The following is a 23,752-nucleotide window of genomic DNA, read 5'->3' on the forward strand; positions in this document are numbered from 1 at the left end:
AAGGGGCACGAGAGCGCTGTCCCTTTGCGCGTTTCACCCGTTCTGTTTCTTGTGGCCGGAACGCTGTGGCAGTCGATCATCGCATGCTGTCGCAGTTGCCTCCCCGCCATGTATTCCTTGAGCCACGCCGACCGATGAGCGGCGAATGAGGACTGTAATGAGCAAGACTAACGCTGACTTGATGGCCCGCCGTACCGCCGCTGTTCCACGTGGCGTCGGCCAGATCCACCCGATCTTCGCCGAATCGGCGAAGAACGCCACGGTAACCGACGTTGAGGGTCGCGAGTTCATCGACTTCGCTGGCGGTATCGCCGTGCTGAACACCGGCCACGTGCACCCGAAAATCATCGCCGCCGTGACCGCACAGTTGAACAAGCTGACTCACACCTGCTTCCAGGTCCTGGCCTACGAGCCGTACGTGGAACTGTGCGAAAAAATCAACGCCAAGGTTCCTGGTGATTTCGCCAAGAAAACCCTGCTGGTCACCACCGGTTCCGAAGCCGTGGAAAACGCCGTGAAAATCGCCCGCGCCGCCACTGGCCGTGCCGGTGTGATCGCCTTCACCGGCGCTTACCACGGTCGCACCATGATGACCTTGGGCCTGACCGGTAAAGTCGTGCCGTACTCGGCCGGCATGGGCCTGATGCCCGGCGGTATCTTCCGCGCGCTGTACCCGAACGAATTGCACGGCGTGAGCATCGACGATTCCATCGCCAGCATCGAGCGCATCTTCAAGAACGACGCCGAGCCGCGTGACATCGCCGCCATCATCATCGAGCCAGTCCAGGGCGAGGGTGGTTTCTATGTAGCGCCGAAAGAATTCATGAAGCGCCTGCGCGCCCTGTGCGACCAGCACGGCATCCTGCTGATCGCTGACGAAGTGCAGACCGGCGCTGGCCGTACCGGCACCTTCTTCGCCATGGAGCAGATGGGCGTCGCCGCCGACCTGACCACCTTCGCCAAATCCATCGCTGGCGGCTTCCCGCTGGCCGGTGTGTGCGGCAAGGCCGAGTACATGGATGCCATCGCGCCGGGTGGCTTGGGCGGCACCTACGCGGGTAGCCCGATCGCTTGCGCCGCAGCGCTGGCGGTGATGGAAGTGTTCGAAGAAGAACACCTGCTGGATCGCTGTAAGGCCGTGGGCGAGCGCCTGGTCACTGGCCTCAAGGCTATCCAGAAGAAATACCCGGTGATTGGTGAAGTGCGCGCCCTGGGCGCGATGATTGCCGTGGAACTGTTCGAAAATGGCGACAGCCACAAGCCGAACGCTGCCGCGGTGGCGCAAGTCGTCGCCAAGGCCCGTGACAAGGGCTTGATCCTGCTGTCCTGCGGCACTTACGGCAACGTCCTGCGGGTGCTGGTGCCGCTGACTTCGCCAGACGAGCAACTGGACAAAGGCCTGGCGATCATCGAAGAGTGCTTCTCCGAGCTCTGATATTCAAGAGCCTTGAGCTGTGCGTTGATCCACAAAAAACCCGCTTCGGCGGGTTTTTTCATGCCCGAGGAAAGGGGGCGGTGTTTTTGGACTGTCTGGAACGGCCGCAATTGTCTAAGGTGCATGTATTGCAAGGGAGCGATGCGGCATGACTGCTGTGGATTTACCTGCTGTACCGCGTGTGCTGATCGCCGAGGCCGATCCAGCGTCCAGGGAGCTGCTTGAACAGGTCTTGTCGGGCGTGCGTTGCGATGCCCGGGTGGACACCTGTGACGAGGGACGGCAGGCCCTGGAATTGCTGGCGCATAACCCCTATGACCTGGTGATCGCCGACTGGGAGTTGCCAGGTGTCGATGGCCTGAGCATTTTGCGCAGCTTGCGCCAGCAGCACCGTACACCGGCGTTGCCGTTCATCCTGGTGAGCCGCCGCAACGACGGCGCCAGCGTGCGCGAGGTCTTGCCGCTGGCGCCGACGGCGTACCTGACCAAGCCCTTGAACCGCGAGAACCTGACCCAGCGTTTGCAAGGCTTGCTACTGAGCGGCGAAGACACTTCCAATCCCGCGCCAACCCCGGGGCCGGGGCTGACGTTGGCCACGTTCCTTGAGCGCCGACGGGACCTGGCCGAAGGCGCGCCGTTGATGACCGATGTGCAAGTGGCGATCAAGCGCAGCCTCAATCCCGGCGGGCTGGATCTGAAGCTACTGGAAGAAGAGATCCGCACCGATCCGCAGATCACCGCCGTGCTGATCGCCGCGGCCAACAGCGCTGCCCAGCATCAGGGCGGCGGCCCGGTACAGACCGTGGCCCAGGCGTTGCACCAGCTCGGTACCGGACAGAGCATGAACCTGATCCTCGGCTTGACCATCAAGCGCTGTGCCAGGCTGAGTGTTCCGTGCCTGGCGGACTATGCCGAACGTTATTGGGAGTTATCGCTGCACACTGCCGAATACGCCCGGACGATCGCCCGGATGCTGGACCTGGAGCAGGAGCGCTGTTATTGCGCGGGCCTGCTGCACCGCTTGGGCGACCTGGCGCTGCTGCGCTGCCTGGAAGAGTGGACGCAGGCCGGTGGCGATTTGGATGAGCCCGAGGAAGTCGGGGATTCCCTTGAACAGTTCGGCGCCGGTTTCGGCTCGGCGCTGCGCACCCGCTGGCGGCTGCCGCTGGAGCTGCGAGAGTTGATCGCAGCAGTGTATGGCCTGGGCGGTGGGGTTTATTCCCGCGAGGCGCTGGTGATGAACATGGCCGCGCAGATGGCCCATTTGCCATCCCATGAAGGCCTGGAAGAACTCGCTCGGGGGCGCACGGCGCGTCTGCTGAAGATCGGGTTGCCGGAATTGATGCGGTTGCGCCGCCAGTAAGACCACCACCATCCTTTGAAGGGGTGAGCTTGTGTGGGAGCGGGCTTGCTCGCGAATACGGTGTAACAGTTACGAATAGGTCGACTGACACGCCCCATTCGCGAGCAAGCCCGCTCCCAAAGTTTGGCGGTGGCTCAATCAGGCGGCAATTATGCGGTTCTTACCCTGGCGCTTGGCCTCGTACATCGCCGCGTCAGCACGGGCAAACAAGCTATCGAGGGTCTGGTCTTCAGCGGTGATCCCGGTCAGGCCCTGGCTGACGGTGATCCCGAAATTCTGTTCCCCGCAGCGGAACGCCAGGCGTTGGATTTCCCGTTGCAGGCGCTCGGCCACCTGCAACGCCATGTCCGGTGGGCAGCCTGGAAACACAGCGGCAAATTCCTCGCCGCCGATCCGCCCGAACAGGTCGCCACGCCTGAGCACGGTCCTTCCGCTTTCAGCGATTTTCTGCAGCACCGTATCGCCTTCCTGATGGCCGTAGGTGTCGTTGATCAACTTGAAATCATCGATGTCCAGCAACAGGAACGCCATGGGCGTGCCTTGCAGCCGAGCCTGCTCGAACTCGCGATGGGCGCACTCGAAGAAGTGCCGGCGGTTGCTGCTCTGGGTCAGCACATCGGTGGTCGCCAGCCGCTGCAGTTCGCTTTCGAGCAGTTTTTTCTCGGTGATGTCTTCGGCGATACCGACGACGATCACCGGCTGTCCCGGGTCGGCTTGGCGATTGATGAAGCATTTGTCGCTTAGCCAGCGAATCTGCCCATCGGCGGCGATGATCCGGTATTCGCGGTCTTCGACGGCACCCTTGACCAACACTTCGGCCAGGCTGCGTTCGGCGTAATCCAGGTCGTCCGGGTAGATGGCGTCACGCCACTCGTTGTAGTCCGCCAGTACCAGGCCCGCGGGCCGACCGAAAATCCGTTCGTAGGCGGGGCTGACATACAGCACCTGCCGGGTTTCCCAATTGAACGCCCACAGCACCGCATTGACGCTGACGAGCAACGAACTGAACAACTGCTCCCGCTCGCTCAGGCGTGCCACTTCGCCTTGGGCGTGCATCAGCGCCATGAGTGTCTGGGCCGCTTCGGGCCAATGAGGCTGGGATGAATCCTGTAGGTTCTTGTCGACCATCGGCACAAATCTCAAAGAACGTGCATTGCTATGGATTTGCACGCGCTTACTCCAAAGCCCGCCAGGATGGCGAAGTGCTCTTGAGATAGGGGATTGTGGGCGAAGTTCCTTTTCGGGCGACGAAGGGCGGGGGATTTCGCGAGTCAAAGTATGGGGTTGAATCTGTGGCGAGGGGATTTAGCGAAACGTCGCACCGCCCCGCTGGGCTGCGGCCCCAAGACAGCCAATTTGAGTGAGCCTGACACACCGAGCCATCAGGTTTTAGGGCTGCTGCGCAGCCCAGCGGGGATGAATCCCCTCGCCACAACAACCTCCCCGCCGCGCACATTGGTGTCAGGCCGTGGCAGGCCGCAGCGAGTAGGTCTTGAGCTGATCGGCAAAGTCCCTCAGGGACTGGATGCCACTGGCCTCGGCCTCATGAACCCATTCCTTGATGGCCGCGAGCATGTCATGGCCGTTGCTGCTGGTCTTGACCCAGATCTGCTGCAAGGCCAGGCGTTTTTCGTAGATCACCTTCAGCGCCTGGCTGTGCTCCAGCATGTTCTGGATGCGCAGGTGATGGCGATCGTCCAGCAGGCTGGTTTCCCGTGACAGCAGGCGTTTGGCCCGATGAAACTGGTGGCGCACGGAGTGATCGACTTTATCCAGTTCCTGCTTGACCAGCGGCGCGATGACCAGCCGGCGGTACTGGGCCATGATCTGGAAACGGTTATTGAGGATCGCCATGGCGGTGTCCATGTCCAGGTGGCCCTTGCCTTCGACACGGTGGGCGATCGGCGCGACCCGCTGGACCTTCGCCAGGCGCAGGAAGCTGAAGACCTTGATCCAGGCCCAGCCCAGGTCGAATTCCCATTTGCGCACCGACAGCTTGGCCGAATTGGGGTAGGTGTGGTGGTTATTGTGCAGCTCTTCGCCACCAATCAGGATGCCCCAGGGCACCAGGTTGGTCGCCGCGTCGCGACATTCGAAGTTGCGGTAACCCACGGCATGCCCCAGGCCGTTGACCACGCCGGCGGCCCAGACGGGGATCCACATCATCTGGATGGCCCAGATGGTGATGCCGATCGTGCCGAACAGCAGCAGGTCGATGACGCCCATGATCGCCACGCCCAACAAAGGGAAGCGGCTATAGAGGTTGCGCTCGATCCAGTCTTCCGGGCAGTTCTTGCCATAGATACGCAGGGTTTCCGGGTTTTGCGCCTCGGCGCGATACAGCTCGGCGCCTTTGCGCAGTACCGTGGACAAGCCTTTGATGACCGGGCTGTGGGGGTCATCCTCGGTTTCGCATTTGGCGTGGTGCTTGCGGTGGATGGCCGTCCACTCGCGGGTGTTCTGCGCTGTGGTCAGCCACAGCCAGAAGCGGAAAAAATGTTTGAGGCCGGCGTTGAGTTCCAGGGAACGGTGGGCCGAATAACGGTGCAGGTAGACCGTGACGCTGATGATCGTCACATGGGTCATCAGCAAGGTGACTGCCACCAGCGACCAGGGCGACAAGCCAAGAAAACCTTCGTACCACATAGGCTGTAGGGCCCTCGATAAAAATAGAAACTGCCGTTGCATTATCACCAGCTCGACCGATAAAACCAGTCGGCCTTTCAGATAAGAGTGGCAGGATGTTTCTTACTCTATAATCCCCTCACATTACAGGGACATGGATGACCGCATGACTGTCTACCAACGCACTGCCATGCGTGGAGCACTGCTTTACCTTCTGCTATCCGTCGCCTGGCTGCAGCTGGTTGGTTATTTATTGAGCAGTTTCTTCGATCATTCCGCCGACCGGCTTCGCTGGCAACTGATCAACGGTTATGCCTGGGTGCTGGTCAGCGCCGGGCTGATGTTCATGGCTCGGGTGCGGATCGTGCGGTGTTTCGACAAGGGCGAGGGCAGCCTCGACCGTGAACGATTGCGCCAGGCCGCCGCTGTCTTCGATTGCACCCGCGAAGGGGTCCTGGTCACGGACCGCCAGGGCCTGATCGTGCACGTCAACCGGGCGTTCATGGCGATCACCGGTTATGGCCGGGACGAAGTATTGGGGCGCCAACCCAATCTGTTCAAATCCGGCCGGCACGGACCGGCTTTCTATCGCGATATGTTTGCGTCGTTGTCCAGCCGCGGCGAATGGAGCGGTGAAATCTGGAACCGCCGTAAAAGCGGCGAAATCTACCCGCAATGGCAGACCATCCGTGCCGTCGTCGACGACAACGGCGAAGTCAGTCAATACGTCGCGGTGTTTTCCGACATTAGTGCGATCAAGGATTCGGAGCATGAGCTGGCGCACCTGGCCCATCACGACCCGCTGACCGGCCTGCCCAATCGCCTGCTGTTTTCCGATCGCACCGAGCAGGCCGTGGCATCGGCGCAGCTTCACAAGCGCGGGTGTGCGCTGTTGCTGTTGGATCTCGATCATTTCAAGAACATCAACGACAGCCTGGGCCACAGCGTGGGTGATGAGTTGCTCAAGGGCGTGGCCAAGCGCTTTCTTGACCTGTTTGCGCCGGGCATCACCCTGGCCCGGCTGGGTGGCGATGAGTTCGCGGTGCTGGTGGAAAACTGCTCCCAGCCTGGGCAGGCAGCGGCGTTGGCCCGGCGCATCCTCGATGCATTGAAAGAGCCGTTGCAGCTCGGCGAGCAATCCCTGTTTGTCAACGCCAGCATCGGTATCAGCCTGTTCCCCGGCGATGCCCTCAGCGCTGGTCAACTGTTGCGCAACGCCGATTCGGCGCTGTTCAAGGCCAAGAGCAGCGGACGGGATGGCTACGCCCTGTACACCGAAGAGCTCACCGCCCACGCTCAGCAACGGGTCGAAGTCGCTTTCGAACTTCGACGCGCCCTGCAGCAAGAGGAGTTGCGGGTGCATTACCAACCGGTGCACGACCTGGCGACCAGCCGTCTGGTTGGCGTCGAGGCGCTCGTGCGCTGGGAGCATCCAACGCGTGGGCTGGTTTCTCCGGCAGAGTTCATTCCCATCGCCGAACGTACGGGGCTGATCGCCCAGATCGATGCCTGGGTCATGGAGCAGGCCTGCCGGCAGATGTGTCAGTGGCAGCAGGCGGGCGTGGCCCTTTCGTTCGTCGCGGTCAACGTGTCCAGCCGCTTGTTCGCCCGGCGTGAACTGTATGAGCAAGTTGCTCGCGTGCTGCACGAGACCAGCCTCGATCCGGCTTTCCTCGAATTGGAAGTCACCGAAAGCGCAGTCATGGAAGACCCGGAAGTCGCGCTGGAACAAATGCATCGCTTGCGCGAATTGGGCGTGCGGCTGGCCATCGATGACTTCGGCACGGGTTATTCGTCGCTGCTGCGGCTCAAGCGCCTACCGGTGCAGAAACTGAAGATCGACCAGGGCTTTGTCGCCGGGTTGCCGTGGGACGAGGACGACGTGGCGATTGTCCGCGTGATCATCGCCCTGGCTCATAGCATGGGCATGCAGGTGCATGCCGAGGGCATAGAACAGCAGGAGCAAGCGGCGTTTCTGCTGGGCCAGGCTTGTGAGTTGGGGCAGGGGTATTGGTTTGGCCGGCCGGTGGCGGCGGTGCAGTTGGATTGGGAGCGGGCGCCGGTGATTGCTTGATCCCCGCGGCATTGATGTCGACTGATGCACCGCCATCGCGAGCAAGCTCGCTCCCACAGTTGACCTGTTTCTCCTGACACAAATCGGTCCATTGTGGGAGCGGGCTTGCTCCGGGCGGCGATCCGACGAAGGCGTCGGCTCGGCTGACATCAATACCGAAATGACACAGCGCTAACCCTTGGCTGCAGGCGCCGCCATCCCCTTCGTTTCCAGATGATCCAGCGCTCGTTCAACCAACAACTGAACCCCATCGGCCATGCGACTGATCGCCAGGGCTACACAGCGGCGGGATTCGTCGATGTCATCGGCCAGGTCGGCGGCGATGGTGCTGATGGAGAGCAGGTCTTCGGAGGCGTTGGCGAGCAGGGTTTCGGTGTCGATGTGCGGGGAGACGATGAAGAGCTGGTCTTTGTCGGGTTCCGGCGGCGAGGCGGGGTGGGGCTTGAGGTAGTAGTCGAGGGCGCGGTTGGTGGCGTCTTCCAGGCGTTTTTCTTCGAGTTTTTCGACGCGGGATTTGTGACCGCCTTTTGGCGGATTCGGGGTAGGTTTGAACATGGGTAAGTTCCTAAAGAGAACCGCCCTGGATCGCTTGCACGCAATGAAGGGTGGCAGCTGTGTGCGAGTGTGCAAGACCGAGCAACCCTACCCAAAACTCGGCAGATCCGAAGATCTCCCGAACACAGCCGCCATAAATCACGGGCGCAAATGCGCCACGAATGGCTAGAGGCATCAAGGGGTGGTGTTTTACTCGGACTTGCACGTCCGTGTCACCGTTTTTTGCGATGACGATCAGAGGTTAGCTGCGCTCGGCAGTGCTGCCTAGTTCATCAAAGGCACCACGTATTGAAGGAAATCTCCGACGACATGGCAGGTAAAAAGACCCGCCATCACGCCCGTCGTAGGACGCCAAAATCCCAACATCATTTTGGTTATATAAAAATTCTCAAATAGTCTTTTTAAGAATATCCCGCTTTATCTAGTATTGCTCCCACGCCGCAAGCAGTGCCGCCCACTGCCAGGCAATCATTCAAAGGAGCAGCAGCATGAGCGCATCCCTACGTAGCGTTGACGGCCAGGACGAAGCAACCATCTTGCGCGAGATCCAGAGTGCTTTGCGTGACCTGCGCTTTGGCGCGGTGGAAATCACCGTGCACAACGCCCAGGTGGTCCAGATCGAACGCAAGGAAAAATTCCGCTTGCAACAACCGAGTCATAAGCCGTCTTGAAACGCCAAAAAGATCGCAGCCTTCGGCAGCTCCTACAGGGGGCTAGGTGTAGGAGCTGCCAAAGGCTGCGATCTTTTCTACAAGCCACTCGATTTCCAGAAGCCATAAAAACCAGAATTCCAGGAGCTTTCACCATGTCGTCGATTCGCCGTTATGCCTTGGCCGCCCTGGCCAGTGCTGTTTTTGCAGGTTCCGCCGTCGCCAAGGATTACGAGCTGCTCAATGTGTCCTACGACCCGACCCGCGAGCTGTATCAGGACTACAACGCCGAATTCGTCAATTTCTGGAAGAAAGCCCATCCCGACGATAGCGTGAAGATCCAGCAGTCCCACGGCGGCTCGGGCAAGCAAGGCCGGGCGGTGATCGATGGCCTGCGCGCCGACGTCGTGACACTGGCCTTGGCCGGTGACATCGATGAAATCGCCAAGCTGGGCAAGTCCCTGCCAGCGGACTGGCAAACCCGCCTGCCGGACGCCAGCACGCCCTACACTTCGACCATCGTTTTCCTGGTGCGCAAGGGCAACCCCAAGGGCATCAAGGATTGGGGCGACCTGATCAAGAATGATGTGTCGGTCATCACGCCGAACCCGAAAACGTCTGGCGGTGCTCGCTGGAACTTCCTCGCCGCCTGGGCCTACGGCCTGAAAGCCAACGGCGGCGACGAGGCCAAGGCCAAGGAATACGTGCAGGCATTGTTCAAGCACGTGCCGATCCTCGACACCGGCGCCCGTGGCTCGACCATCACCTTTGTCAACAACGGTCAGGGTGATGTGTTGCTGGCCTGGGAAAACGAAGCCTTCCTGGCGCTGAAAGAGGAGGGTGGCGCCGACAAGTTCGACATCGTCGTGCCGTCCCTGTCGATCCTCGCCGAACCGCCGGTGGCGGTGGTGGACAAGAACGCCGAGAAAAAGGGCAATGCGGAGATCGCCGAAGCGTACCTCAAGCACCTGTACAGCCCGGCCGGCCAGGAAATTGCTGCGAAGAACTTCTATCGCCCGCGTGACAAGGACGTGGCCGCCAAGTATTCCCGGCAGTTCCCGAAGGTGGAACTGGTGACCATCGACAAGGACTTCGGCGGCTGGAAAACGGCCCAGCCGAAATTCTTCAACGATGGCGGGGTGTTCGACCAGATCTATCAGGCGCAGTAAGCTGGGCTAGTCGGATCCAGGCCGTAATTCATTGTGGCGAGGGAGCTTGCTCCCGCTGGACCGGGCTGGCGCTCCAGTGCGAAGCGCTCCCAGAGTTTTCTGGGGCTACTTCGTAGCCCAGCGGGAGCAAGCTCCCTCGCCACGGTAAGTGCGTTCTCAACCAAGGACCTTTATGTCGCGTCGCATATCCCCCGTCATACCCGGCTTCGGGCTGACGCTGGGCTACACCCTGGTGTACCTCAGTCTGATTGTGCTCATACCGCTGGCGGCGATGTTCGTGCACGCCGCTCAACTCACCTGGGAACAGTTCTGGGCGATCATCTCGGCACCGCGGGTGCTGGCTGCGCTGAAGCTCAGTTTCGGCACCGCGCTGTACGCCGCCATCATCAACGGTGTGATCGGCACGTTGCTGGCCTGGGTGCTGGTGCGCTACACCTTCCCCGGCCGCAAGATCATCGACGCGATGATCGACCTGCCGTTCGCCCTGCCCACCGCCGTGGCCGGTATCGCGCTGACGGCGTTGTACGCGCCGACCGGCCTGGTTGGCCAATTCGCCACCGACCTGGGTTTCAAGATCGCCTACACCCCGCTGGGCATTACCCTGGCGCTGACCTTCGTGACGCTGCCGTTCGTGGTGCGCACGGTGCAGCCGGTGCTGGCCGATATCCCCCGTGAAGTCGAAGAAGCCGCCGCCTGCCTCGGTGCGAAACCGTGGCAGGTATTCCGCCACATCCTCGTGCCGGCGTTGTTGCCGGCCTGGTTGACCGGCTTCGCCCTGGCGTTTGCCCGTGGCGTGGGCGAGTACGGTTCGGTGATTTTCATCGCCGGCAACATGCCGATGAAAACCGAGATCCTGCCGCTGCTGATCATGGTCAAGCTCGACCAATACGACTACACCGGCGCCACTTCCATCGGCGTGCTGATGCTGGTGGTTTCCTTCGTCCTGTTGCTGCTGATCAACCTGCTGCAGCGGCGCATCGAAACCCCATAAGGAGGCGCGAACCATGTCCCAATCGTCTATTTCCGCTGCCTCCACCAATGCCGCCCGTCGCGGCAGTGCGACGTCGCGGCGCGTCTTGATCGGCCTCGGCTGGTTGATCTTTGCGCTGTTTTTGCTGCTGCCGTTGTTCATCGTAGTGTCCCAGGGCCTGAAGCTCGGGCTGGGGGCGTTCTTCACCGCGATCTTCGAACCTGACGCACTGTCGGCGTTGAAGCTCACGGTGATCGCCGTGCTGATCTCGGTGCCGCTGAACCTGGTGTTCGGCGTCAGTGCCGCGTGGTGCGTGAGCAAATATTCATTCCGCGGCAAGAGCATGCTCGTGACGCTGATCGACCTGCCGTTCTCGGTGTCGCCGGTGATCGCGGGCCTGGTCTACGTGCTGATGTTCGGCGCCCAGGGCCTGTTCGGGCCGTGGCTGTCGGATCACGACATCCAGATCGTCTTCGCGCTGCCGGGCATCGTCCTGGCGACGATCTTCGTCACCGTGCCGTTCGTGGCCCGTGAGTTGATCCCGCTGATGCAGGAACAAGGCACCCAGGAAGAAGAGGCCGCGCGCCTGCTGGGCGCCAATGGCTGGCAGATGTTCTGGCATGTCACCGTGCCGAACATCAAGTGGGGCCTGATCTATGGCGTGGTGCTGTGTACCGCCCGGGCCATGGGTGAGTTCGGCGCGGTGTCGGTGGTCTCCGGGCACATTCGCGGGGTGACCAACACCCTGCCGCTGCACGTCGAGATCCTCTACAACGAATACAACCACGTGGCCGCGTTCGCCGTGGCGAGCCTGTTGCTGATCCTGGCGCTCTTCATCCTGCTGCTCAAGCAGTGGAGCGAAAACCGAATCAACCGCCTGCGCGCCAGCGCCGCGGAGGAATAAGTCATGTCGATCGAAGTCCGTAACGTCAGCAAGAATTTCAACGCGTTCAGGGCACTGGACGAGATCAGCCTGGACATCCAGAGCGGTGAGCTGGTGGCGCTGCTCGGGCCGTCGGGTTGTGGCAAGACCACCTTGCTGCGGATCATCGCCGGCCTTGAAACCCCGGACCAGGGCAGCATCGTCTTCCACGGCGAGGACGTGTCCGGCCACGACGTGCGTGATCGCAACGTCGGTTTCGTGTTCCAGCACTACGCCTTGTTCCGCCACATGACGGTGTTCGACAACGTCGCCTTCGGCCTGCGCATGAAACCCAAGGGCCAGCGCCCGAGCGAAAGCCAGATCGCGACCAAGGTCCACGAGCTGCTGAACATGGTGCAACTGGACTGGCTCGCCGACCGCTACCCGGAGCAACTGTCCGGCGGCCAGCGCCAGCGTATCGCCCTGGCCCGCGCCTTGGCGGTGGAGCCCAAGGTGCTGCTGCTGGACGAACCGTTCGGCGCCCTCGACGCCAAGGTCCGCAAGGAACTGCGCCGCTGGCTGGCGCGGCTGCACGAGGACATCAACTTGACCTCGGTCTTCGTGACCCACGACCAGGAAGAGGCCATGGAAGTCGCCGACCGGATCGTGGTGATGAACAAGGGAGTGATCGAGCAGATCGGTTCGCCGGGGGACGTCTATGAAAACCCGGCCAGCGACTTTGTGTACCACTTCCTCGGTGATTCGAACCGCCTGCATTTGGGTGAGGATCGGCATGTGCTGTTCCGCCCGCACGAAGTCTCGCTGTCACGCTCGGAGCTGGAAGATCATCACGCCGCCGAAGTGCGCGACATTCGCCCGCTCGGCGCGACCACTCGGGTGACCTTGAAGGTCGAGGGCCAGAGCGAGTTGATCGAAGCCGAAGTGGTGAAGGACCACGACAGCCTGGTGGGGTTGGCGAAGGGCGAGACGTTGTTCTTCAAGCCGAAGGTCTGGCAGAAAGTTTCCAACCTCTAAGAGCAAAAGAACAAGCAAAAGCATCGCGAGCAGGCTCGCTCCCACAGTAGAACTTTAGTGAACACAATAATGGTATTCATATGGAGATCCATTGTGGGAGCTAGCTTGCTCGCGATGGCGGTGGAGCAGTTGACACATCGGTGACTGGCCGAGCGCAATCGCGAGCAAGCTCGCTCCCACAGAGATAGCCTAACCGCTACCTGCGTGGCGTAGCTTTCAGGCCGCCGAACGTTGGTTGCGCAACGCCACCGGCCCGGCGCGCTCCTCGATGGCGCGTTTCAGGTCACCGCGAAGTCCCAACAGGAAGCCCGCTTCCACCACCACGAACAACGGCCCGACAATCAACCCGGTGAGGTCATCGACGAACGCCGGTTTGCGCCCTTCGTAGTAATGGCCGACAAACTGGATTACCCAGCCCACCACGAACATGCCCAGTCCGCTGGACAACCAGATCGCTGTGCTCTGCGCGGCGAGCACCTGGCCCAGCCAGACGGCGAGACCCAGCAGCACGGTCATCAGCACACCCAAGCGCAGTTCCAGGCGCAGGTAGAACCAGGCACTCGCGACGGCCACCAGCAGCGCCGGGGAAACCAGGATCGCGCCAACCGGCCATCCCGGCCGTGACAGCAGCACGGCGACGGCGACGAAGATCAGCGGGATACCGATGAAGTGGCTGGCGATGTTGCGCGGGTCGCGGTGGTAGGCCGCGTATTGACTGAGGTGATCGACGAGGCTTTTCATTGTTGTTCCTCCTGAGGTGATGCCTGCATGATGATCGGGTTTCACCAGGCGCTCTGTCAGCTAGCCGACACTTGTCCCGGAGTTTCCATGAATTCGCACCCCTGGCACACGCATCTGCTGACCGGACATTGGTACAGCCATTTGCCCGCCGAGTTTCAGGATAGCCTGCTGGGCATGTCGCGGGTGCGCCGCCTGGCGCCGGGGCAACGGCTGTTTCAGCGCGGCGATCCGCCGTGTGGCTTGTACGCGGTGCTCGAAGGGGCGGTGCGCATCGGCGCGGTGAGCGAGCAGGGCAAGGAAGCGCTGCTGAGCGTGGTGGAGTCGCCTCATTGGTTCGGTGAGATCTGTCTGTTCGACGGCCAGCCGCGCACCCATGACGCCGTAGGCGTCGGGCAATGTTCGTTGCTGCATTTGCCGCAGGCTGCGCTACTGGCCTTTCTGGAAGAACAACCCGTTCATTGGCGTCATCTTGCCCTGTTGATGAGCCACAAACTGCGCCTGACGTTCATCAATCTCGAACACCTGAGCCTGATGCCCGCCCCGGCCCGCTTGGCCCACCGCCTGCTGATGATCGCCGAAGGCTACGGCGAAATCGAACCGGCGCGCCGGATCTTGCAATTGCCCCAGGAACAACTGGCACTGATGCTTTCCCTGTCTCGCCAGACCACCAACCAGATCCTCAAGGATTTGCAGGGGCAGGGCATTCTTCACCTGAGTTATGGCGAAATCGAAATCCTCGACATCGAACGGTTGCGAGCCCTGACCACAATCTGAAACCGACCTGGACCCTGTGGGAGCGAGCTTGCTCGCGAAGACGTCAGGTCAGTCGACATCGATAGTGACTGATACACCGCCATCGCGAGCAAGCTCGCTCCCACAGGGGCTTGGTGTTGTCGCAGCTATTGTGGTCACACCGCTTCCAATGTGGGAGCGAGCTTGCTCGCGATAGGGCCAGCCGAGGCACTGCAAATCCCTACCGCAACCCATCCCGAAACTGCCCCGGCGTCATGCCCGTCCAGCGCTTGAACGCGCGGCTGAAGCTGCTGGTGTCGGCGAAGCCCAGCAGATAGCTGACTTCACTCAGCGAGCATTGCGGATCGCGCAAATGCAGTAGCGCGAGGTTTTCACGGCATTCGTTGAGCAGCGCGTCGAAGCGGCAGCCTTCGTCGGCCAGGTGTCGCTGCAGGCTGCGCAGGCTCAGGTGCATGGCCTGGGCGATGCGTTCGGCGCTGGGTTCGCCTTCGGGCAACTGGGCTTCGATGGCGGCGCGGACCTTGCGCTCCCAGGTCAGTGGCTGGAGCTGGGCGAGGGTGCGCTTGAGCACGGTTTCGTTGTGTTCGGCCAGCTCCGGGTTCGCGTCGTCCAGGTGGCTGTCGAAATCCACGAGGCTGAATTCCAGGCAATCCTGGTTGGCGGCGAAATGCACCGGTGCCCGAAACACCTTGTGCCACGGGCTGGGGTCCAGCGGTTCCGGTCGGCGCAGGTAGACCGCCAGTGGTGCGTAGTCGCGGCCCAGTCGGTTGCGGCAGGTGCGCACGTAGATCGCGGCAAACGCGTCGATGGCTTCGAAGGCGGGGGCGGGGCGTCCCGCCGGCACATCGAGACTGAAACGATAGCGGTCTTCGCCGCGGCTCAGTTGCAAGGCCAGCGCATCGCTGACCACCGGGTGATACCGCACGATCCGCTCGAACACCTCCCGCAGGCTGCCGCTGGCCACCAAGGCGTAGCCCAACGCATGGAACGTGGTGGGACTGACGAAGCGCGACACCCGCAGGCCGATCGCCGGGTCGCCGCTGGCCTGCACCGCCAACGTCCACAGGCGCGTGGTGGCCGAGAGCGGGTAGCGGGCGTTCGGGTCGTCCATCAACGCCGGGTCCAGGCCCGCTTCCACGCACAAGGCCTGGCTGTCCAGGCCCAGTGCATCGAGCTGCTTGCGCAGGGCGCGGGTCCAGCTGGCGAGGGAGGTGGGTTCGGTCATGACAATTGGCGCTTGCGGTCAACAGGTTGGCGTTTACGGCTACCACCCGATGGGACAACGCCCGGCAGGATGAGCACATCGTTAACAGAGGATGTAAGCCATGCACGGCACTTGCGCAAGCCCAGAGCGATTGAATGCACAACAGCGAGCCGCCCACATTCGCCAGGTTGTCCTGGCCCGGGGCGAGGAATTGCGCCGGCGCTATCCGATCCTGCGGCATCAGGATGCGTTGGGCGCGGGCATCCTGGCGTTCGCCCTGGCGGGGATGATCGGTTCGGCGCTGTTCTACATCAACGGTTACCTGGCCGGTTGGGCCTGCCTGCTGCTCAACGCGTTTTTCGCCTCGCTGACCCACGAGCTGGAGCATGACCTGATCCACAGCATGTATTTTCGCAAGCAGCGCTTGCCCCATAACCTGATGATGGGCCTGGTGTGGCTGGCACGGCCGAGCACCATCAACCCGTGGATCCGCCGCCATCTGCACCTCAACCACCACAAGGTGTCCGGCAGCGAAGCGGACATGGAAGAGCGGGCCATTACCAACGGCGAACCATGGGGACTGGCGCGCTTGCTGATGGTCGGTGACAACGTGATGTCGGCGTTCATCCGCCTGCTGCGAGCCAAGACCTGGGCACACAAGCGCAGCATCCTCAAGCGCACGCTGAAGGTGTACTTCCCGCTGGCGCTGTTGCACTGGGGCGCCTGGTACGTGTTCCTCGGTTTTCATGGGGCCAACGCGGTGGCTGGGCTGTTGGGCACTTCGATTGATTGGTCAGCGAGCACCCTGGCGACGATGCACGTCATCGATATCGCCGCGGTGGTGATCATCGGCCCGAATGTGCTGCGCACCTTTTGCCTGCACTTCGTCAGCTCGAACATGCACTACTACGGCGACATCGAGTCGGGCAATGTCATCCAGCAGACTCAGGTGTTGAATCCTTGGTGGTTGTGGCCGTTGCAGGCGTTCTGCTTCAACTTCGGGAGCAGCCATGGCATTCATCATTTCGTGGTGAAGGAGCCGTTCTATATTCGGCAGCTGACGGTACCGGTGGCGCATGAAGTGATGCGGGAGATGGGCGTACGGTTCAATGATTTCGGCACGTTTGGGCGGGCGAATCGGTTTGTGCGGGAGGAGGGTGCGGTGGGGGAGAAGGTGAATGCGGCCCAGGTTTGAGACGCACCACCTCTGCATGGAGAACACACTTGTGGCGAGGGGATTTATCCCCGCTGGGCCGCGCAGCAGCCCCAAGGCCCGGCGCCGCGGTGTGTCAGGCCTGATTACATCCCTTTTTTGGGGCCGCTGCGCGGCCCAGCGGGGATAAATCCCCTCGCCACAGGGGGTATCTTTCAGGCCAGACAATTGCGTTTGGCCTGGAGGATGGTCAGAACTGATAACTCACAGTAGCCGCCACATTGCGCTCTTCACCCATGTAGCAGAAGTTCAGGCTGGCACACGAGGCGACGTAGGTTTCGTTGGTGAGGTTGTTGGCGTTCAAGCGCACATCCACGCCTTTCAAGCCGACCTTGCCCAGGTCATACCCCACCGATGCATCGAACAGCGTGTACGAAGGCACCTTCATGGTGTTCTCCGCGTCGACCCAGCTGTAGCCGACATAGCGCACGCCGCCGCCCAGTCGCAGGCCATCGAGCGTGCCACTGTCGAATTTGTAGTCGGCCCACACCGAGGCCATGTGGCGCGGGGCCTGGGTCGGTGAGTTGCCTTTGTTTTCGATGATGTTGGTGGGCGTGCTCAGGGTACTCACCATTGATTTCGAGTATTCGATGTCGGTGAAGGTGTAGCTGCCCAGCACCTTGAACTGTTCGGTCAATTGCACGTGCGCTTCCAGTTCCAGGCCTTGGGAGCGGACGGCGCCGACGGCGCGGTAGAAGTTGTCCTGGGGCAGCTTGGTCGCCAGGTTCTCCTGGTCGATGCGGAACAGCGAGGCGGTGTACAAATCATCCGTGCCCGGCGGCTGGTATTTCAGGCCCAGTTCCCATTGTTTGCCGTCGGTGGGCGGCAAAGGATTGCCGGCGCTGTCGGCATAGGAATTGGGGTTGAACGACTCCGAATAGCTGATGTACGGCGCCAGGCCGTTATCGAACAAATACAGCGCCCCGACGCGACCAGTGAGCTTGGTGCGCTTGTCGTTGATCTCGGTGCCTTCAGGGCGGCCGAATTCGGCGATGCGGTTTTCGTCCGAGGTTTCGACCCAGTCCTGGCGCAGGCCCAGGGAGAAGCGCCACTTGTCCATTTCGATCAGGTCTTGCAGGTAGACACCGGTCTGCTCCAGGCGCCGCAGATAGCTGGTGTCAGAGCGATTACTGATCGCGGAATTGCCATAGACCGGGTCGAAGGCGTTGATCGGAGCGAGGGTGCCGCTGGTCCAATCGACCACGGTCTTGCGCCGCTGGTAGTCGGCGCCCATCAGCACCGTGTGCTTGGTCGCGCCGGTGAAGAATTCGGCCTGCAGCATGTTGTCGACGATGAATGAATGCAGCTTTTCGTTGGCGCCGGTGTAGTAACGGTTCAACTCGTTGCTGGTGGGGGTGGTCCAGCCGAAGGCATAGACCTGATTGTTGGTGACGTCGGAGTCCAAATAGCGGAAGTTCTGCCGGGCGGTGAAGACGTCATTGAAACGGTGCTCGAATTGATAGCCGAACGACTGCTGGTCACGCTCGTACACGTCGACGCCGGGCTCGCCTTCGAAGAAGTGTTCCGAGATCCGCCGGCCATTGCGCTTGTGCAACGCGCCATCGGCCGGTACGCCGCCATGGTAGCCGCCGTCGGGTTCGTGCTGCAGGTAGGCTTGCAGGGTCAGCGAGGTGTCCTCGGTGAAGTCGATGCTGACGGTGGGCGCCAGGGTGAAGCGCTTTTCCTTGTTGTGATCGAACTGGGTGTCGGAGGTGTCCGCCAGGCCGACCAGGCGATAGGCGATGCGTTTTTCATCGTCCACCGGCCCGCTGAAGTCGAAGCCCACGCCGCGCTGGCCCTGGGTGCCGACGGTGGCCTGGACTTGGTGATAGGTCTCGTACAGCGGCTTTTTGCTGGTGAGCGCCACCAGGCCGCCCGGCGAGCTGCGGCCATACAGCACTGAGGACGGGCCTTTGAGGATGTCGACCCGTTCCAGGAAATACGGATCGACCTGCATGGAGCTGTAGGTGCCGCTGTCGCCCATGGATTTGAGGCCGTCGAGGTAGATGTTGTCCACCGAGCCGTCGTTGAAGCCGCGCATGGCCACGTAGTCGTAGCGATGGGTCGCGCCGTAGGGGTTGGTCAGCACGCCGGGGGTGTAGCGCATCGCCTGGGAAACGGTCTGCGCGCCCTGGTCGTCCATTTGCTCGCGGGTCACCACCGATACGCTTTGTGAGGTCTCGCGCAGGGCGGTACTGGTTTTGGTCGCGACCTGGCTGTGGGTGGCGTTGTAGCCGGCCATGCTGCCCAAGGCGTTGCCCAGGGCGAAACCCTTGACGTCGGTGGTCGGCAGCGCCAGCGCGCTGTCCGCGGCTTGGGCCTGCAAGACGTAGCCGCTGCCTTCCTGGCCGATCGCAACCAGCCCCGAGCCATTGAGCAACTGGTTCAGGGCCTGGTCCGCCGAATACTCGCCTTTGAGTCCCGGCGACTGGCGGCCAGCGGTCTGCTCGGGGGTGCTCGCCAGGGTAATCCCGGCTTGGCGCGCGAACTGGTTCAGCACCTCGCTCAACGGGCCCGCGGCGATGTTGTAGCTCTGGAGGCTGGCGGTGACGCCGTCCTGCGCGGCGATGGCCAGCGTCGGCGCAGCGCTGACGCCCAGCGCCGTGCTCAGCAGCGCGGCGCGGACGGCTTGGCGCAAGAGGCTGGTTTGCGGGGAACAGCCGAAGGAGGTCTTGAGGGTTAAGCGCTCAGTCATTATGGGTTTCCGTTGGAGTCGCTGAAGGCAGATAAACGTTGCTTACTGTCCTAGCCGGACGCCTTCGCAAAACCCGCCAAAAAATCAGGCCGGACGTTCCACTGTCAGCCACCAGCGGGTTCGATAACGCAGTTGCACGGGCAGCGTGCGCGGGAGCACGGCCAGCATCTTGTCGATGTCGTCCAGGCGGAAGACGCCGGACAAGCGCAGGTCCGCCACCGAGGCGGCGCATTTCAGATAGCCCCGGCGGTAGCGGCCGACCTCGTTGAGAAAGTCTTCCAGGCGCATGTTGCGCGTGACGATCAAGCCGTCCGCCCAAGCGCCTGCGTCCATGTCCAAGGGCGGTGCCAGGGTCGCTGTCGTTGCGCTGACGAGATAGCTTTGCCCGGCCTCCACTTGGATCGGCGCGCCGTCGCTGCCTTGGTGCGAGCGAATGGCGACCCGCCCGCTGGTGACGCTCAGGCGCGTGCAGTCGCTGTCCTGGCGTACGACGAAGCGCCCCTCCAACCCTTCGAACAAACCTTCGCGGCTTTTCACCAACAGCGGGCGTCCGGGATCGCGGCCGCAGGTGACCATGATTTCGCCGCGCGCCAACGTGATCAGGCGTTGGCTCGCCGTGTAGTCGAGATCGGCCGCGCTGTGGGTGTTGAGTTCCAGCCGTGTTCCGTCCGGCAATTGGAAGCCGCGTCGTTCGCCCGTGGCGGTAGCGAAGTCGGCATTCCATGGCTGCCAGCCCAAATCCTTGCCCAGCCACGCGGCGGCACCCACCACGGCGACGCCAGACAATAGTTTCAACGCCTGGCGCCGACCGAGGCGCTGGGCGCTGGTTTCCAGGGTGTCGAGGGCGATGTGGGCGCCGGGCACGGCGCGAAGGTTGGCCGTCAGCTCGCTGTGCAGCGACTGCACCCGTTGCCAGGCCAGTTCGTGATCGTTGTGGGCGATGCGCCAAGCGTCGCACTGTTGGCGCAGGACCGGGTTGGCGGCATGGTTGCGCAGGCGCAGCAGCCAGTGGATCGCTTGCTTGACCACTTGTTGCGAAGGGCCGCGCCCCCGCGAGGTTTGATCCATCGGCTCAATCTTCATAGCGCAGCACGTAGCAGTGATACAGCGCATCGGCGACATAACGTTCCACCGACCGCAACGAGATGCCCATTTGCTCGGCAATCTGCTTGTAGGTCATGCCTTCACACTGGGCCAGGAGGAACGCCCTGCGCACCTTGGGCTTGAGGCCTTCAAGCATTCGGGAAATGCCCTCCAGCAGTTCCAGGATCAGAGCTTGGGCTTCGGCACTGGGGGTCTGGGCCTCCGGCAGGTGCGCGATGGTTTCCAGATAGGCGCGTTCGATTTCTTCCCGGCGCCAATGATCGATCACCAGGCCTTGGGCGATGGTGCGCAGAAAAGCGCGGGGCGCCTTGAGATCCAGGCGTTCGGTGCGTTGCAGCAGGCGTACGAAAGTGTCCTGGGCCAGGTCGGCCGCATCGGCGGCGTTGCCCAATCGACTGCGCAACCATGTGTGGAGCCAGCCGTGGTGGCTGCAATAGAGCGCCTGTACTGCTAACTGGGGAGAGGACATGAACGCGATGGCCTGATATCACAAATGATAATAGGTCGCATTGTCATAAGCGTTCATTAAATTTGCAACCACCGCTCGCCGTGGAATCCTTCCGATTCAGTGGTCATCTCGTCGGACAATTGTACAACCGGCTAATCTTTTCCAGGCGCTGGCCGACAGCAAGGTATGCGTGCACCAAAATGGAGCGGATCCAATCTCGGCTCTGCGGCTACATGGAATTGCCAACCGGAATGCACCCCCATCCCCTGCATAAGAAGTCCCATCCATGAATCTAAAGTTCAGCCACAAAATCCTCCTGGCCGCCTCTGGTGTGGTGGTTCTGGCTTTTGCCCTGTTCACGCTCTACAACGATTATTTGCAACGCAACACCATCGGCCGCAGCCTCGAGTCATCCATCGAGCAATCCGGTGACCTCACGGCCAGCAGCGTCCAGAACTGGATGAGTGGGCGGATACTGGTATTGGAAAACCTGGCGCAAAACATCGCGCATCAGGGGACGGGCGCCGATTTGCCGGGGCTGGTCGACCAGCCGGCGTTGACCTCGAACTTCCAGTTCACCTACGTGGGCCAGAACAACGGCGTGTTCACCCAGCGGCCTGATGCGAAGATGCCCGACGGTTATGACCCACGTCAGCGTCCCTGGTACAAACAGGCCGTCGCCGCCGATAAAACCATGCTGACCCCACCTTACGCGGCGGCCGTTGGCGGCCTGGTGGTAACCATTGCCCTGCCGGTCAAGCACAACGGCGAGCTGCTCGGTGTGGTCGGTGGTGACCTGAGCCTGGAAACCCTGGTGAAGATCATCAACTCCGTGGATTTCGGTGGCATCGGCCATGCGTTCCTGGTCAGCGGCGACGGTCAGGTGATCGTCAGTCCGGACAAAGACCAGGTGATGAAGAACCTCAAGGACATCTACCCCGGCACCCCGGTGCGCATCGGCAAAGGCATCCAGGAAGTCGAGCTGAACGGGCAGGACCGCATCCTTTCGTTCACCCCGGTAGCCGGTTTGCCGGGCGCCGAGTGGCACATCGGCCTGTCGATCGACAAGAGCAAGGCCTACGCGCCGCTGAGCCAGTTCCGCACGTCGGCGCTGATCGCGATGTTCGTCGCGGTGGCGGCGATTGCATTGCTGTTGAGCTTGTTGATCCAGGTGCTGATGCGTCCGCTGACCACCATGGGCCGTGCCATGCAGGACATCGCCCAGGGTGAAGGCGACCTGACCCGGCGCCTGGTCGTGCAGGGCAAGGATGAGTTCGCGGTGCTGGGTGGTTCGTTCAACCAGTTCGTGGAGCGCATCCACGCTTCGATCGCCGAAGTGTCTTCCGCCACGCGTCAGGTGCATGACCTGTCGCAACGGGTGATGACGTCTTCCAACGCCTCGCTCGTCGGTTCGGATGAGCAGAGCGCGCGCACCAACAGCGTGGCCGCCGCGATCAATCAGTTGGGCGCCGCCACCCAGGAAATAGCCCGCAACGCCGCCGATGCCTCGCAGCACGCCAGTGGCGCCAGCGAGCAAGCGGACGATGGTCGCCAGGTGGTGGAAAAAACCATCCAGGCCATGACCGAGCTGTCCCAGAAGATCAGCCTGTCGTGCACCCAGATCGAAACGTTGAACGCGAGCACCGACAACATCGGGCACATCCTGGACGTGATCAAGGGCATCTCCCAGCAAACCAACCTGCTGGCCTTGAACGCTGCCATCGAAGCGGCCCGTGCCGGTGAAGCCGGACGTGGTTTCGCGGTGGTGGCCGATGAGGTGCGCAACCTGGCGCATCGCACCCAGGAGTCGGCCGAAGAAATTCACAAGATGATCACGTCGCTGCAAGTCGGCTCTCGTGAGGCCGTGACCACGATGAACGCCAGCCAGGCCTCCAGCGAGGAGAGCGTGGAAGTGGCGAACCAGGCCGGCCTGCGCCTGGTCAGCGTGACCCAGCGCATCGGCGAAATCGATGGCATGAACCAGTCCGTGGCCGCTGCGACCGAAGAACAGACTGCCGTGGTGGAAACCCTCAATATGGACGTCACGCATATCAACACTTTGAACCAGCAAAGCGTCGCCAACCTCAACGAAACCCTGAAGGATTGCGATGCCTTGTCACAGCAGGCCAATCGGTTGAAGCAGTTGGTGGACAGCTTCAAGATCTGATCCAGGGGAGCTACCGCCATCGTCGGATCGCCGCCCGGAGCAAGCTCGCTCCCACCGGGGATTGGCGGTGGCTCCAGATCTGTTTATTCACCGCAGAGCCCATGTGGGAGCGAGCCTGCTCGCGAAGACGGCAGCCCTGGCGACATTTATGCCAGCTGACCCACCGCTTTCGCGAGCAAGCTCGCTCCCACAGGGATTTGTGGTTAGGCGAACATCTTCACCACATTCCCCATCGCCTCATCGGCGAACCCTTGCAGGAAGTCTCGGAACCCCGACGGTGTATGCGCGTCGGTGTGGTCGGCGATGATGGTCCAGGTCGCGCGGCAGCGGTTGTCCGACAGGGGCTCCACGCGCATCGCCGCCCAGAGGTTGTCGATGCCCAGGGTGTTGTAGATCAGCGTCCAGGTCATGTGCATGGTCTGGTCGTCGCGGCTATTGAGTTGTTCCACCACCAGGTTTTGCCCATCGACGAAGAATTTCTTGCGCAGGGATCGTACGCCTTCGCCGGTCATTTCGATGCGTTCAAGCGCGGGGATGAAACGGTTGAAACCGCCAAAATCACCCACTATGTCCCAGACTCGCGCCGCGTCGGCGGGCACTTCTACCGAGGTTTCGACATGGCAGGCCTGAGGGTTCTTGATCAGGGTGTCGGGTTGGAATGCACTCATGGTCTTGCTCCTTGCGTTGGG

Annotated in this window: 20 protein-coding genes; 11 read left to right on the top strand and 9 right to left on the bottom strand. The window is 61.8% G+C overall.

The genetic code is table 11. The features are described from left to right. Positions 1-157: 157 nt before the first annotated feature. On the top strand, positions 158-1,435 hold the full coding sequence (gene gabT / locus KSS97_RS01830) for a 4-aminobutyrate--2-oxoglutarate transaminase (protein WP_030142193.1): 1,278 nt from the start codon (positions 158-160) through the stop codon (positions 1,433-1,435). 148 nt (positions 1,436-1,583) lie between these two features. Next, positions 1,584-2,798, top strand: a complete 1,215-nt coding sequence (locus tag KSS97_RS01835; RefSeq protein ID WP_217860886.1) for an HDOD domain-containing protein — start codon at positions 1,584-1,586, stop codon at positions 2,796-2,798. A gap of 138 nt (positions 2,799-2,936) precedes the next feature. Here the strand turns inward: KSS97_RS01835 and KSS97_RS01840 are convergent, their stop codons facing one another. After that, positions 2,937-3,926 carry a GGDEF domain-containing protein gene (locus KSS97_RS01840; protein WP_030142191.1) on the bottom strand — a complete coding sequence of 330 codons (990 nt, stop codon included), beginning with the start codon at positions 3,924-3,926 and terminating at the stop codon, positions 2,937-2,939. A gap of 333 nt (positions 3,927-4,259) precedes the next feature. Next, positions 4,260-5,444, bottom strand: a complete 1,185-nt coding sequence (gene desA / locus KSS97_RS01845) for a delta-9 fatty acid desaturase DesA (RefSeq protein WP_030142190.1) — start codon at positions 5,442-5,444, stop codon at positions 4,260-4,262. Positions 5,445-5,589: 145 nt separating this feature from the next. On the opposite strand from desA, the gene dibA reads away from it, so the two are divergent. Next, a complete protein-coding gene (gene dibA, locus KSS97_RS01850) occupies positions 5,590-7,497 on the top strand; it encodes a phosphodiesterase DibA (RefSeq protein WP_217860887.1) in 1,908 nt (635 codons plus the stop codon). Between the two features lie 171 nt (positions 7,498-7,668). Here dibA and KSS97_RS01855 read toward each other — a convergent pair whose 3' ends face one another. Further along, positions 7,669-8,052, bottom strand: coding sequence for a DUF6124 family protein (locus KSS97_RS01855; RefSeq protein WP_217860889.1), 384 nt, complete (start codon positions 8,050-8,052; stop codon positions 7,669-7,671). A 488-nt stretch (positions 8,053-8,540) separates the two neighbouring features. Between KSS97_RS01855 and oscA the strand changes: the two genes are divergently transcribed. The 5 genes from oscA (at position 8,541) to KSS97_RS01880 (ending at position 12,738) form a co-directional block, all read left to right on the top strand. Further along, on the top strand, positions 8,541-8,723 hold the full coding sequence (oscA, locus tag KSS97_RS01860; RefSeq protein ID WP_003186967.1) for a sulfur starvation response protein OscA: 183 nt from the start codon (positions 8,541-8,543) through the stop codon (positions 8,721-8,723). Positions 8,724-8,857: 134 nt separating this feature from the next. Continuing rightward, entirely contained in the window at positions 8,858-9,871 is a 1,014-nt protein-coding gene (locus tag KSS97_RS01865) for a sulfate ABC transporter substrate-binding protein (protein ID WP_217860891.1), read from the top strand. Between the two features lie 172 nt (positions 9,872-10,043). After that, positions 10,044-10,862, top strand: coding sequence for a sulfate ABC transporter permease subunit CysT (cysT, locus tag KSS97_RS01870; RefSeq protein ID WP_013692011.1), 819 nt, complete (start codon positions 10,044-10,046; stop codon positions 10,860-10,862). Between the two features lie 13 nt (positions 10,863-10,875). Beyond that, a complete protein-coding gene (gene cysW / locus KSS97_RS01875) occupies positions 10,876-11,745 on the top strand; it encodes a sulfate ABC transporter permease subunit CysW (RefSeq protein ID WP_024618577.1) in 870 nt (289 codons plus the stop codon). Between the two features lie 3 nt (positions 11,746-11,748). After that, positions 11,749-12,738: a sulfate/molybdate ABC transporter ATP-binding protein gene (locus KSS97_RS01880; RefSeq protein WP_198798026.1), complete on the top strand. Its 990-nt coding sequence runs from the start codon at positions 11,749-11,751 to the stop codon at positions 12,736-12,738. A 216-nt stretch (positions 12,739-12,954) separates the two neighbouring features. On the opposite strand, the gene KSS97_RS01885 is transcribed toward KSS97_RS01880, so the two are convergent. After that, positions 12,955-13,479, bottom strand: a complete 525-nt coding sequence (locus KSS97_RS01885; RefSeq protein ID WP_030138489.1) for an Mpo1 family 2-hydroxy fatty acid dioxygenase — start codon at positions 13,477-13,479, stop codon at positions 12,955-12,957. A gap of 87 nt (positions 13,480-13,566) precedes the next feature. Between KSS97_RS01885 and KSS97_RS01890 the strand changes: the two genes are divergently transcribed. Continuing rightward, positions 13,567-14,253, top strand: coding sequence for a Crp/Fnr family transcriptional regulator (locus KSS97_RS01890; RefSeq protein WP_217860893.1), 687 nt, complete (start codon positions 13,567-13,569; stop codon positions 14,251-14,253). Between the two features lie 199 nt (positions 14,254-14,452). On the opposite strand, the gene KSS97_RS01895 is transcribed toward KSS97_RS01890, so the two are convergent. Next, the gene (locus KSS97_RS01895; RefSeq protein WP_217860895.1) at positions 14,453-15,457 is read right to left on the bottom strand and encodes an AraC family transcriptional regulator; all 1,005 of its coding nucleotides are present in this window, start codon (positions 15,455-15,457) and stop codon (positions 14,453-14,455) included. Positions 15,458-15,557: 100 nt separating this feature from the next. Between KSS97_RS01895 and KSS97_RS01900 the strand changes: the two genes are divergently transcribed. After that, positions 15,558-16,631 (top strand): fatty acid desaturase, encoded by a 1,074-nt coding sequence (locus KSS97_RS01900; RefSeq protein WP_217860897.1) that lies wholly within the window; start codon positions 15,558-15,560, stop codon positions 16,629-16,631. Positions 16,632-16,839: 208 nt separating this feature from the next. Here the strand turns inward: KSS97_RS01900 and KSS97_RS01905 are convergent, their stop codons facing one another. The 3 genes from KSS97_RS01905 to KSS97_RS01915 all read right to left on the bottom strand — a co-directional run bounded on the left by KSS97_RS01905 (position 16,840) and on the right by KSS97_RS01915 (position 20,917). Further along, the gene (locus tag KSS97_RS01905) at positions 16,840-19,344 is read right to left on the bottom strand and encodes a TonB-dependent siderophore receptor (protein ID WP_217860899.1); all 2,505 of its coding nucleotides are present in this window, start codon (positions 19,342-19,344) and stop codon (positions 16,840-16,842) included. An 84-nt stretch (positions 19,345-19,428) separates the two neighbouring features. Beyond that, the gene (locus tag KSS97_RS01910) at positions 19,429-20,412 is read right to left on the bottom strand and encodes a FecR domain-containing protein (RefSeq protein WP_217860901.1); all 984 of its coding nucleotides are present in this window, start codon (positions 20,410-20,412) and stop codon (positions 19,429-19,431) included. A 4-nt stretch (positions 20,413-20,416) separates the two neighbouring features. Further along, positions 20,417-20,917, bottom strand: a complete 501-nt coding sequence (locus KSS97_RS01915; RefSeq protein WP_217860903.1) for a sigma-70 family RNA polymerase sigma factor — start codon at positions 20,915-20,917, stop codon at positions 20,417-20,419. Between the two features lie 265 nt (positions 20,918-21,182). On the opposite strand from KSS97_RS01915, the gene KSS97_RS01920 reads away from it, so the two are divergent. Then, complete coding sequence (locus KSS97_RS01920; RefSeq protein WP_030138482.1) at positions 21,183-23,063, top strand: methyl-accepting chemotaxis protein; 1,881 nt, start codon at positions 21,183-21,185, stop codon at positions 23,061-23,063. A 203-nt stretch (positions 23,064-23,266) separates the two neighbouring features. On the opposite strand, the gene KSS97_RS01925 is transcribed toward KSS97_RS01920, so the two are convergent. Then, the gene (locus tag KSS97_RS01925) at positions 23,267-23,731 is read right to left on the bottom strand and encodes an SRPBCC family protein (protein ID WP_217860905.1); all 465 of its coding nucleotides are present in this window, start codon (positions 23,729-23,731) and stop codon (positions 23,267-23,269) included. Between the last annotated feature and the right edge of the window lie 21 nt (positions 23,732-23,752).

The organism is Pseudomonas alvandae (assembly GCF_019141525.1).
Classification (GTDB): Bacteria; Pseudomonadota; Gammaproteobacteria; order Pseudomonadales; family Pseudomonadaceae; genus Aquipseudomonas; species Aquipseudomonas alvandae.